General features: G+C 67.4%; 9 protein-coding genes. 5 read left to right on the forward strand and 4 right to left on the reverse strand.

Features of this window, described 5'->3' with window-relative positions:
- Positions 1-34: 34 nt before the first annotated feature.
- Complete coding sequence (locus JVH1_RS20880) at positions 35-1,117, reverse strand: M48 family metallopeptidase (protein WP_009476248.1); 1,083 nt, start codon at positions 1,115-1,117, stop codon at positions 35-37.
- A 333-nt stretch (positions 1,118-1,450) separates the two neighbouring features.
- Here JVH1_RS20880 and JVH1_RS20885 point away from each other — a divergent pair, with 333 nt between their 5' ends.
- The 3 genes from JVH1_RS20885 (at position 1,451) to JVH1_RS20895 (ending at position 6,255) form a co-directional block, all read left to right on the forward strand.
- Entirely contained in the window at positions 1,451-3,790 is a 2,340-nt protein-coding gene (locus JVH1_RS20885; RefSeq protein ID WP_083849789.1) for a transketolase C-terminal domain-containing protein, read from the forward strand.
- 189 nt (positions 3,791-3,979) lie between these two features.
- The gene (kdgD, locus tag JVH1_RS20890; protein ID WP_009476245.1) at positions 3,980-4,894 is read left to right on the forward strand and encodes a 5-dehydro-4-deoxyglucarate dehydratase; all 915 of its coding nucleotides are present in this window, start codon (positions 3,980-3,982) and stop codon (positions 4,892-4,894) included.
- 173 nt (positions 4,895-5,067) lie between these two features.
- Complete coding sequence (locus JVH1_RS20895; protein WP_009476244.1) at positions 5,068-6,255, forward strand: FAD-binding oxidoreductase; 1,188 nt, start codon at positions 5,068-5,070, stop codon at positions 6,253-6,255.
- Positions 6,256-6,321: 66 nt separating this feature from the next.
- On the opposite strand, the gene solA is transcribed toward JVH1_RS20895, so the two are convergent.
- The gene (gene solA, locus JVH1_RS20900) at positions 6,322-7,458 is read right to left on the reverse strand and encodes an N-methyl-L-tryptophan oxidase (RefSeq protein WP_009476243.1); all 1,137 of its coding nucleotides are present in this window, start codon (positions 7,456-7,458) and stop codon (positions 6,322-6,324) included.
- A gap of 183 nt (positions 7,459-7,641) precedes the next feature.
- On the opposite strand from solA, the gene JVH1_RS20905 reads away from it, so the two are divergent.
- Positions 7,642-9,864: a thiamine pyrophosphate-dependent enzyme gene (locus JVH1_RS20905; RefSeq protein WP_009476241.1), complete on the forward strand. Its 2,223-nt coding sequence runs from the start codon at positions 7,642-7,644 to the stop codon at positions 9,862-9,864.
- A gap of 52 nt (positions 9,865-9,916) precedes the next feature.
- Here the strand turns inward: JVH1_RS20905 and JVH1_RS20910 are convergent, their stop codons facing one another.
- On the reverse strand, positions 9,917-10,072 hold the full coding sequence (locus JVH1_RS20910) for a hypothetical protein (RefSeq protein WP_009476240.1): 156 nt from the start codon (positions 10,070-10,072) through the stop codon (positions 9,917-9,919).
- 162 nt (positions 10,073-10,234) lie between these two features.
- On the opposite strand from JVH1_RS20910, the gene JVH1_RS20915 reads away from it, so the two are divergent.
- On the forward strand, positions 10,235-11,230 hold the full coding sequence (locus JVH1_RS20915; RefSeq protein ID WP_202803491.1) for an AraC family transcriptional regulator: 996 nt from the start codon (positions 10,235-10,237) through the stop codon (positions 11,228-11,230).
- On the opposite strand, the gene JVH1_RS20920 is transcribed toward JVH1_RS20915, so the two are convergent.
- Positions 11,231-12,334, reverse strand: a complete 1,104-nt coding sequence (locus JVH1_RS20920; protein ID WP_009476238.1) for an NAD(P)-dependent alcohol dehydrogenase — start codon at positions 12,332-12,334, stop codon at positions 11,231-11,233.
- Positions 12,335-12,342 lie beyond the last annotated feature (8 nt).

Raw genomic sequence — 12,342 nt, forward strand, 5'->3', positions numbered from 1 at the left:
GCGAAAACGCGCCCGACCTCCGATGGGTTCCCGGTCAGCTGTCGCCGTCGGAATCCTTCTTGCCGTCGGAGTTCCTGCGCCAGTGCGTGAACCGCTCCTTGATGTCCGCCGCGACGTCGCCGACGCCGTTGCCGACGGCGTCCACGGTGGTGCCCAGTCCGCTGCCGATCTCGCGGAGCATGCGGATCAGCGGGTCGTTCGAGGTGTCGAAATTCTGTTTGTACGATTTCGCGGCCTTGCGAAATTCTTCGCTGATCTTGGCGTCGTCGTCCTCGCTGCGGCGCGGGTACTCCCCGCGGAGGATCGCCGCGTAGGCGCCGCTGTCCACCCACTTCTTCAGCTCGGCGGCGCGCAGCACCGAGAACGGGTGGGAGAGCAGTTCGATGTTGAGGAGCTTGAGGACACCGTCGCGCAGGTCGCCGCTGGCGTCGTACTCGGCTGCCTGCGCCAGGAAGGCGTCGGTGTCGATCTCGCTGACCCGGGAACCACCGGCCAACTTCAGCTGCACGCGAAGAGCCGTGTGGACGTCCTGCCCGCACAGCAATCCGGCACGGTCACCGGACAGTTCCGACTTACGCTGCCATTCCATGAGCGCGGCGATGATCGCGCGCAGCGCCCACCCGCCGATCGGGATCCAGCCGATGGTCCCGGCCAAGCGCATCAGATGCATGAGGATCGTGCGATACACCGCGTGCCCCGACAGCGCGTGCCCGAGTTCGTGACCGATGATGAACCGCTGCTCCTCGAAATTCATCACGTCGAGCAGTCCGGTGGTGACCACGATGAACGGCCGGTCCATGCCGATGGTGAAGGCATTCACGACCGGCGTCTGCAGCACGAACAGCTCGGGTGTTTCGTCGGCGCCGAGAATGCGCACGCAGTCGCTGCGCAGGTCGTGGAGATCGCTGAACTGCCGTTCGTCGACGCGCACGGACGTCGCGAGGTACATCAGCCGGTGCTGGCGCTCCTGCAACAGACCCGAGATGGTCCGGAAGACCGTGTCGAACCCCTTCAAGGTGCGCAGGGTGACGAGCGCCGCCCGATCCGCGGGGTGCTCCCACGCACGAGAGCTGATCTCCGGGAACGCCGTGCGAACGCGGTCTGGTGTGGTGGTCACGCTTCCCCCTGGGTCGGTGTGCGCGGTGCGGAGCCCTCCCGGTCAGGGTAGCGCCGGAGGGTAGCGGCGGCGGTCGTGCTGGGCATTTTGCCAACCGCCGCCCACGGTGGCTGCTCCGAACATGCGCAGGATGCTCAAACGTGACGCTCGGTATTGCTCAAAGTGCGTTCCGGTGGTCGACTGTTGTGAGAGATCTGCACACGAGACCTCGAAGATGCGGTGAGGTCGGTTCCCACAGGTCCGCCTGCCCGTCACCGCCGATACGCCTCGCTCACGAACTGGGCCGAGGAGGATCGGATTCGGTGCCAGGAACTCACAGGCAAGGACGAAACGATGAACGACGCCCGCACGATCGACGACCACACGGCGCAGCTCACCCCGCGCGCGGCCACTCCGGAAGCGCTCGTGGAGATCGAGAAGCGCGTGCTCTGGTTGGCGACGTCGATGATCCACCACGCCAACCGGGTTCGCCCGAATCCGACGGGGTTGAAGGTGGGTGGCCATCAGGCGTCGTGCGCGTCGATGGTCTCGATCATGACGTCGCTGTGGTTCGAGCAGCTCCGGCCGGGTGACCGAGTGTCGGTCAAACCCCACGCGTCGCCGGTGCTGCACGGCATCAACTACCTGCTCGGTGAGCTGGACGAGAAGTATCTGACGACGTTGCGGGAGTTCGGCGGGCTGCAGTCCTACCCGAGCCGGTCGAAAGATCCGGATCCGGTGGACTATTCGACCGGGTCGGTCGGCATCGGCGCGACCGCCCCGATCTGGGGTGCCATCGCCCGCCGCTACGTCGACACCACCATCGGCGGCGCCGGCACGGGCCGGCAGTACTCCCTCGTCGGTGACGCCGAGCTGGACGAGGGCGCGGTGTGGGAGGCAATCCTCGACACGTCCGTGTCCGAGCTCGGTGAGATCGTGTGGATCGTCGACCTGAACCGGCAGTCCCTGGACCGGGTGGTGCCCAACATCGCCGCCGTCCGGCTCGAGGCCATGTTCGCTGCCGCCGGGTGGCAGGTGATCACCGTGAAATTCGGGACCCTGCTGGAGTCGCTGTTCACCCGGACCGGTGGTGCGGCGCTGCGGACCCGGATCCTGGACATGCCCAACCCCGAATACCAGCGGCTGCTGCGGTGCGACGCCGAGCAGGTGCGGGTGCGGCTCCCCGGCGACGGCCCCGATGCGGCGGCGATCGCGTCGCTGATCGCCGACCTCGACGATGACACCCTGCTGAGGGCGATCCGGAACCTCGGCGGCCACGACCTCGACGCCCTCCGCGCCGCGTACGGGCAGATCGACGACACCCGGCCGACGGTGATCATCGCCTACACGATCAAGGGCCGCGGCCTGCCGACGCAGGGGCATCCGCAGAACCACTCCTCGCTGCTGACCGTCGAGCAGTACGAGCAGCTGGCCGCGGAGCTGGGCATGGACCCGGCGAACCCGTGGGCCCGGTTCGAGGCCGGCAGTGCGGCGGGCCGGGTGTGCGCGACGACCGCGGACCGGTTGCGGCGGAACCCCGTCGAACCGGCAACCCCGCCCGCGGTGCCGGCCGACATCGGCCGCACCCCGTCCGGCACCTCCACGACCCAGGCCGCACTGGGTCGGGCGCTGCTCGACCTGTCCCGGGAGGCCCCCGACGCGGCGAAGCGGGTGGTCACGGTCAGCCCCGACGTCTCCTCGACCACGAATCTGGCGGGGTGGCTGAACAAGGTGGGGGTGTGGTCGCCCAACGAGCGCCGCAACTGGTTCGACGACGACGCCGAGACGATCATGCACTGGCGGGAAAAGCCCACCGGGCAGCACATGGAACTCGGCATCGCCGAGACGAACCTGGTCGGGTTGATGGGTGAGCTCGGTGCCACCTGGAGCCGGTGGGGGCAGCCGCTGTTCCCGATCGGGGTGATGTACGACCCGTTCGTCGAACGGGCGCTGGAGCCGTGGTCGTACGGGATCTATGCGGGTGGGCAGTCGATCCTGGTCGGCACCCCGTCCGGGGTCACCCTCGCCGCCGAGGGTGGGGCGCATCAGTCGATCAAGACCCCGTCGATCGGCCTCGAGCAACCCGGCTGTGTCAGCTACGAACCGGCCTTCGCGATCGACGTCGAGTGGACGCTGCTCGACAGCATCTCCCGGCTGGGCCGACCGGACGGCTCCTCGTCGTACCTGCGGCTGTCGACCCGCCCGGTCGATCAGACCCTCGCGGCCGTGCCGACCGACCCGGCCGCCCGGGAACGTCGCCGCCGTCAGGTCGTCGCCGGCGCATACACCCTCCGCCACACCGAGAAGCCCGCCGTCACGTTGGTCGGCATGGGTGCGATGATCACCGAAACCCTGACCGCCGCAGACCGGTTGGCCGAGCAGGGCATCGCCGCGGACGTCGTGTGCGTGACCAGCCCCGGGCTGTTGTTCGAGGCGATGCAGGCGCGCCGCGGACTCGCCGACGGCCCGTCGTGGATCCTGGACCAGGTGTTCCCCGCCGACCGGGCGGCACCGATGGTGACCGTCCTGGACGGGCACCCGCACACCCTCGCGTTCCTGGCCGGGATCAACCACGTCCCCGGTGCCGCGCTCGGTGTCAGCCGGTTCGGGCAGGTCGGCTCCCTCGACGATGTGTACCGCTACCACGGCATCGACACCGACAGCATCGTCCGCGCCGCACTCGACATCTCCTGAACGAACGGGACGCTCGTTGCGTCAGATCGAACGAGCGTCCCGTTGGTTCGGCGCAGATGGATCCTTTGATGCCTTTTCGGTATCAAAAGATCCATAACTAGTGTTGGACTTGAATGGTTGACGCTCCTAGCCTTGGGGACACAGCGCGCACCGACGGTGACGCGATTGCGAACGAGGAGAACGAAACCCATGGCCACTGCGTCCCCCCACGAGATCGCTCACAAGCTCGGCTCCGGTCTGTTGTCGTTCCCGGTCACCCACTTCAAGGACGACCACTCGTTCGACGAGGCCGCGTACCGCGAGAACATCGGCTGGCTCGGGCAGTTCGACGCCTCCGGGTTGTTCGCCGCAGGTGGCACGGGTGAGTTCTTCTCGCTCACCCCGCCGGAGGTGGAGCGAGTGGTCCGGGCCGCGGTGCAGGAGGCACCCGACGGTCTCCCGGTGATCGCACCCGCCGGTTACGGAACGGCCACCGCCGTGCAGATGGCCCGGTCGGCGGAGAGCGTCGGCGCGCACGGGATCCTTTTGCTTCCCCCGTATCTCACGGAGGCGAGCCAGGACGGCCTCGTCGCCCACGTCAAAGACGTGTGTGCCGCAACCAGTCTCGGGGTGACGATCTACAGTCGTGCGAACGCCGTCTACACCGAGGCCGCTGTCGCGGAGCTCGCGGACAGCTGCCCGAACCTGGTCGGGTTCAAGGACGGTGTCGGCAACATCGAGCAGATGACGCGCATCTACGCGAGTCTCGGCGACCGGTTGACCTACGTCGGTGGACTGCCCACCGCCGAGATGTTCGCACTGCCGTATCTCGCGCTGGGTGTCACCACGTACTCCTCGGCCATCTACAACTTCGTGCCGAAGTTCGCGATCGATTTCTACAACGCGCTCCGCAGCGGAGACAACGCGTTCGTCATCAACGCGCTCAACGAGTTCGTGATCCCGTACTGCAACCTGCGCAACAAGAAACAGGGCTACGCGGTCAGCATCATCAAGGCCGGCATGACGGTGATCGACCGACCCGCCGGCCCCGTCCGCGCGCCGTTGACCGACCTCGACGCCGTCGAACTGGCCGAGCTCGCCGACCTGATCAAGAAGGTGAGCTGAGCCGCATCGTCCGCGATCTATCATCGGAGAACGCCATACACTCACCTGCTGGACTCCGCGACCCGCACCGCGCTCGGCACCGCCTGGCGAATGTCGGGAACGACCGACGGGCACGGGGTAGAGTCGCCGCCCGGCGTACCGGAACGCATCGAGCTGAACGATAGGGAAATGCGATGACGAATCGTCGATCCGAGACCCAGTGGGACTCGGTGAGCGCCTGGGACTACGACCCGGTGGTCGCCTCGTGGAACGGTCTTCCGGTGTTGGAACAGAATGTCACGGCCGACGTGTGTGTCGTCGGCCTCGGCGGGTCGGGTCTCGCGGCGATCGGCGCCCTGGTCGAACGTGGGCTGCAGGTTGTCGGCGTCGACGCCGGGCGGGTCGCGGCCGGCGCGGCGGGGCGCAACGGCGGCTTCCTCCTGGGCGGCCCGGCGACTTTCCTCCACTCGTCCCTCGCGACCTGGGGGACGTCGTCGGTCGATCTCTATCGCGCAACTCTTCTCGAGTTGGACCGGCTTGCCGACATGCTGGGGCCGGAGATCATCGCACGGACGGGCTCCATTCGCCTCGCGGGATTGCCCGGCGAACCTGTCGACGACGCCGAGGCCGCCGACCGTGTGGCGGAACTCGCGGATTGCGCAGCACTGGAAGCGGTGCTGCGGGAGCACGACATCGCTGTCGAAGAATACGACGGCGAGCTCGGGCGCGGCCTGTTTCTGCCCGACGACGCCGCCATGAACCCCTCCCGCCGAGCTCTGGGGCTGGCGTCACTCCTTCGGGGGCGGGCCGGCCTGTACGAGCACTCGCCTGTCACCACCGTGGAGAGTGGAAGGGTGACAACAGAACACGGTACGGTCAGTGCGCCTGTCGTCATTGTCGCGGTGGACGGCAAACTCGAACAGGTCCTCCCGGACTTGCAGGGGCGGGTCCGGACGGCACGCCTGCAAATGCTCGGGACGGCGCCGGGGCTGCCCGAACGCCTGCCGTGTCCTGTGTACGGACGCTGGGGATACGACTACGCCCAGCAAGCGAAGGATGGGCGCCTGTTCGTCGGGGGCGGGCGAGACCGTTTCGTCGACACCGAGTGGACATTCGACACGTCACCCACTCCGGACGTCCAGGGTTACATCGAACGAGTAGCGGAACGTATGGCGGGCAAGCCCGTCGACGTCGTTCGCAGATGGGGTGCGTCCGTGAGTTACACCACCGACGGCCGTCCCCTCTGCTCCGAGGTTCTTCCCGGTGTCATCGCCATCGGTGGGTACAACGGGACTGGAAACCTGGTGGGTCCCGTCGCGGCGCGTGCGGCTGTGGCACTGGCACTGGATTCGACGACACCCCCGGAGTACTTCTCCGCCTAGCCGGCGAGGGGAAGCCGGCGGCCCTCCCCCTCGATCGCAACCGTGCGACTGCCGTATTCCGATGTGTCAATCCGCGAATCGGTTGACGTCGAACAACTCCAAGGAGAATTCGGGGGACGATCCGCAACTGAGATCGGCGGCGATCTCCCCGATCACCGGTGCGAATTTGAATCCGTGACCAGAGCACGCGGACACGACCGTCACGTTCCTATAGGCGGGGGGATTCCCGATGACGAAGTGCCCGTCGGGCGTGTTCGTGTACATACACACCGCGGCCCGCACGGGGCGCGAACCCAATCCAGGCAGGTAACGACGAACGAGGTCCCGCAACGGGGCGGTGTCCCCGTCGTGGACCACACGATCCAGCTCGTCAGGGTCGGTCTCGCGCCCGCCGAGATGGAGCGCGATCTTGACTGTCTTGCCGTCCATGGTGGGGAAGCCGTACCACGTACCTTCCGGGCTGTCCCTCAGGAATATCGGGAACCGGTCCGGCTCGAACTGCGTCGGATCTTCGGCCGGGAACCATGCGAGGATCTTGCGCTCCACAGTCAACGGGAGCTGGGCGGCCGGGAGGAGGCCGGGAATCCAGGCGCCGGCGGCGACCACGACGTGGTCGGCTCGAATGACCTCGTCGTCGAGCCGCACGAGCACCGTGTCACCGGGACCGTCCTCGATACCCAGGACGCGGCTCTCGGGACGCACAGAGGCACCCAGTTCGCACGCACGGCGCGCGGCACCGATGATCGCCAACTCCGGCCTTATCACGCCGGCGTCCTTCTCCCAGATGGCCGTATCCTCCTCACGCAATCGCTGAGTAGGAAACCGGGTAGCGAACTCGGCCGGGTCGAGAATCTCCTGGGTGAGGGCATGGACCTTGGCTGCTTCGAGGGAGCCACCCACGATCACGCCGGTCGAGGGGCCGATGCTGAGGCCCCCGGTCATCGTCAGGACGGGTTCGCCGGTTTGCTCACCGAGTTCCCGCCATCCTCGGAGTGCGGCCCGGAGCATCGGGACATACGCGGGATCCTCATGATATGCGGTTCTGAAGATGCGCGACTCGCCGTGCCCGGAGCCACGATCGTGTCCGGGAGTGAACTGCTCGAGACCGACGGCAGGAACACCCCGCTCCGACAGTCTCCACATGATTGCGGAGCCCATCGTGCCGGTACCTATCACGGCGACACCGGTCCTCGTCGTGGTCATCGAGCACGCACCAGCGTGTATTCGGCGGCGGGGGAATTGGTCATGATCACAGTCTCTCGAATGTGCAGTACGTCTGTCCCGGCAGGTAGTGGTGCCGTCGAGCGCATCCACTACCTGCTGAATCAGACATGCTGCCATCCTGCGACTCTTGCCCGCTGGTCGGCGCCACAGGATGATCGAGGAATGGCCGAACAGATCGACGACTACTTCACCTCTGTCGTGTCGGGGCTGGTCCCCGGGGAGAGCCGCCCCGGCGTCGGTCCGGAGGATCCGATCCAGCCGCCGTCCCCGTTGTCGGTGCAGGGCGCTCTGGACCTCTTCGACGCCCAGGTCGGCAGCAGGCATCTCGATCTGGCGGCCCGCTGGTTGCGGTCGCGGGGCAAGGGTTTCTACACGATCGGCTCTTCCGGGCACGAGGGCAATGCCGCTGTCGCGGCCGCGCTGCGACCCACCGATCCCGCTCTGCTGCACTACCGTTCCGGTGGTTTCTTCCTGGCGCGGGCGCAGCAGGTGGACGGCAGTGATCCGCTGCGCGACGTCCTCCTCGGTCTCGTGGCCGCGACGGAGGAACCGATATCGGGTGGTCGGCACAAGGTGTTCGGCCGCCACGATCTCAACATCATTCCCCAAACCTCCACCATCGCTTCGCATCTCCCACGCGCTGTCGGTGTCGCCTTCTCCATCGCCCGGTCGGAGAAGGTGCATGTGCCCTCGCCGTGGCCGGCGGACGCGATCGCCGTCGGCAGCTTCGGGGATGCGTCCGCGAACCATTCCACCGCCGTCGGTGCCATCAATACCGCGGTGCACGCCGCCTATCAGGGGTTGCCGTTGCCGCTGCTGCTGGTGTGCGAGGACAACGGGATCGGGATCAGCACCAAGACTCCGAAGGGCTGGATCGCCGCGAACTTCGGTGACCGTGCGGGCCTCGAGTACTTCGAGGCGGACGGCTCCGACCTGCCGGCGGCGTACGCCACGGCAGTGTCGGCCGCCGAGTGGGTCCGGAGGAATCGGAAGCCCGCGTTTCTGCACCTGCGCACCGTCCGGTTGATGGGTCACGCAGGCTCCGATGTCGAGGCCGCGTACCGGACATCGGCGGAGATCACCGCCGACTTCGACCGGGATCCGGTGCTGTGCACGGCGAAACTGCTGATCGAGCGCGGACACCTGAGTCCCACCGACATCCTCGACCGTTACGAGAAGAAGCGCGCCGAGGTCCTCGAACTGGCTGAGCAGGTCGGCGAACTACCTCAACTGGACAGTCCCGCGGCGGTGATGAAGCCCCTCACCGACAGTGCCGAGCAGGCCGCCGCGGCCGCGCCGGAACGCGTCGACCCGGACCGTCGCGCGCAGTTCGTCGGATCCCCGCTTCCCGAGGACGAAGGTCCGCTGACCACCGCTCTCGCGATCAATCGTGCCCTGCTCGACGTGCTGGCCCGGTACCCCGAGGCGCTGGTGTTCGGTGAGGACGTCGCCCGCAAGGGCGGGGTGTACGGGGTGACCCGGGGTCTGATGAAGAAGGCCGGGTCGGCACGGGTGTTCGACACGCTCCTCGACGAGCAGGCGATCCTGGGTCTCGCGCTGGGAGCGGGAGTGTCCGGGCTGCTGCCCATCTCGGAGATCCAGTACCTGGCCTATCTGCACAATGCGGCCGATCAGATCCGGGGGGAAGGCGCGACGTTGCAGTTCTTCTCCGACCGCCAGTACCGCAACCCGATGGTGGTGCGGGTCGCCGGATACGGGTATCAGAAGGGGTTCGGCGGGCATTTCCACAACGACAACGCCGTCGCCGCACTGCGCGACGTCCCGGGCATCGTGGTGGCGTCCCCGGCGCGCCCCGACGACGCCGCGGCCATGATGCACACGTGCGCGGCGGCCGCCCGCACCGCGGGGGCGGTGTGTGTGTATCTGGAACCGATTGCGCTGTATCACACCCGCGATTTGTACGAGGACGGTGACGAGCAGTGGCTGGCACCGTATCCGGATCCCGTGAAGCGGGCCGGGAATCACGTGCCGATCGGCTCCGCCCGCACGTACGGTGACGGCGCCGACCTGACGATCGTCACGTTCGGCAACGGGGTCCGGATGAGTCTGCGGGTCGCGCGCCGTCTCGAACGGGCGAACATCGCCGCGCGCGTGGTGGACATGCGGTGGCTCGCACCGCTGCCGGTGCACGACATTCTCCGGGAGGCGAACGCCACCGGCCGGGTGCTCGTCGTCGACGAAACCCGCAAGTCGGGGGGAGTGTCCGAAGGTGTGGTGACGGCGTTGATCGACGACGGCTTCACCGGGCCGCTGGCACGCGTCACGAGCGACGACAGCTTCATCCCCCTCGGCGACGCCGCCCTCGAGGTCCTGCTCTCCGAGGAGACCATCGAGGCCGCGGCGGTCAAACTCGTGAGCCGGTAGCATCCGCATCCCTCGCGTTTCGCTATGAGCGCTGAGTCCTTCAACCGAGCGGTTATGCCGTGGAGACCGGTTCGGAGAATTCTCGGCGGAGGTGATGGTCGTCCTCGCCGGGTGTGTCCGAGCTGCCGGTCAGCTCGTCGAGGAGGATGTATCCCCCGTAGCCGAGGCCGGCAACGGTGAGGACAGCGGCGTACAGCCGGTCGAGCATCAGTTTCTCCGTATCGTCTGCGGAAACCCCCGAGCCGGCCAAGTATGCCCCTGGACCCACCGGTCCGGGTACTACCCAATCGGACGGTTCGAAGACTGTCCTTGACAGACCTCAAGATAAGGAAACCTTGCAATCCGGATGTGACTCTGGTCTCATTGTGGGATGTCCACCTCTGTCGGCGGCCCAGCGTCTGTCTCTCTCGTCAGCCGAGACGTCGAAGAGGCGCGTCACGTGGGTGGGCGACTGTTCTACCCGCACTCCGTGGAAGTTCTCGGCGATCAGCAGCGCTTCGGCATACACCTCGATGCCGCCGAGTTGGGCCCCGTCACGATGGGCTGGCTGTCCTACGACACCGAGGTCGAGATCGAGACCGGCGAACTCCAGGACTGGTATCAGGTCAATGTGCCGGTGAGCGGCCGGTTGAAGACGAGCTCGGGCGCCGACCGGATCATCTCGACCCCGTCGTGCGCCGCCGTGTACCGCGCGGACCGCGGATCGGTGCTCCAGGGCTGGGGGCAGGAGACCCGACGGATCCTGGGGATGAAGATCGAACGCCGCGCCGTCGAGGAGCAACTCGCGCTGCTTCTCGGACGTCCGATCCGCAATCCGATCGCCTTCGATCTCGCGTTGGACATCACCACCGGCCACGGGCAGCAGTGGTGGTCCGTGATGCAGGCCCTGTCGGTGCAACTGCGTGACACCGACGCCCTCTTCCGTCACCCGCTACTGCTGGCGCCGCTGACGCAGAGCGTGATCGTGTCGCTGCTCCTGGCGTCGCGGCACGACTACAGCGAGCAGTTGGCAGCCACCGTCGCCCCCGCGTGCCCGGCGGCGGTCGAGCACGCCAAGCAGTACATCGAGGCGCACGCGGACGAGCCGTTGACCGCCCTCGAGATCGCCGGCGCGGTCGGGGTGAGTCTGCGGGGGCTGCAGCACGGCTTCCAGACGTCGTTGCAGACCACCCCGATGCGCTATCTGCGGGACCTCCGCCTGCGGAAGGTCCGTGGCGACCTGCTGGCGGCCGATCCCGAGACGGCAGGCGTCGCCGAGATCGCGTACCGGTGGGGTTTCAACCACCTGGGTCGCTTCGCGGGGCAGTACCGCGAGATGTTCGGTGAAAGCCCTTCTGCGGCACTGCGGGCGATCACTTCTCGATGATCAGAACCGGAGGACCGGTTTGATCGAGGCACCGCTGGTCATGTCCGCGACGGCGGTGTTGATGTCGTCGAAACCGTAGTGGGTGATGAGGCGGTCGATCGGCAGCCGGCCCGACTTGACGAGGTCGACGAGAACGGGGATGAGAGTCTGGGTTTCGCTGTCGCCCAGCGTCAGACCGACGAGGGTGCGGCCCGGGATCATGGCGTTGACGTCGACCGGCACCTCGGTGCCGAAGGCCGGTGCACCGACGATGACGGCGGTGCCGCGAGGTGCGAGCGCGTCGATCGCGGTCCGCAGCACCCCGACGTTGCCGGTGGTCTCGACCGCGCCGTCGACGCCGTCGGGAACGATCTTCGCCAGTGCCTCAGCGGTGTCGACCTCGGCAGCGTTGATCACCTGGGTCGCGCCGAGTTCGCGGGCGAGATCGAGCCGCGCCGGAACCCGGTCGACGACGATCACCTTCGACGCCGGAGTCAGAGCCGCGGCCATCACCGCCGACAACCCGACGGCGCCCGCCCCCGTGACGAGTACGGTCTGGCCCGGGCGGGGTTTCAGTACGTTCCACACCGCCCCGACACCGGTCTGCACACCGCACCCCAGCGGCGCCAGTATGTCCAGTGGGGCGTCCGGGTCGACCTTCACTGCACTGCGTGCGTCGACGACGGCATGGTGCGCGAAGGAGGACTGCCCGAAGAAGTGCCCACCAATCGCCTCGCCGCCGCGGCTGACGGGGCTGGTTCCGTCGGCACGCCCGCCCCCGATCAGGTTGAGCGGCAACCACGTTGCGCAGTAGGCCGGATGCCCGTCGCGGCAGTTCCCGCACGAGCCGCATGAGCTGAACGACAGGAGGACGTGATCACCGACGTCGACTGTCGTCACGCCGGCGCCGACCTTCTCGACGATCCCGGCTCCCTCGTGCCCGAGCACGCCGGGCAGCGGGAACGGCAACGCGCCCGAGGCCACTCCGAGGTCGGTGTGGCAGAGGCCCGCGGCGACGAGACGAACGAGAATCTCGTCGGAGCGTGGTTCGTCGAGGTCGACGGTGGACACGGTGAACTTCGCTCCGCCGGTTTCGACGACGGCGGCGGTGGTGCTGGTGGGCATGGTTGCTC

The organism is Rhodococcus sp. JVH1 (assembly GCF_000280725.2).
In the GTDB taxonomy this organism is placed as follows: domain Bacteria; phylum Actinomycetota; class Actinomycetes; order Mycobacteriales; family Mycobacteriaceae; genus Rhodococcus_F; species Rhodococcus_F jostii_A.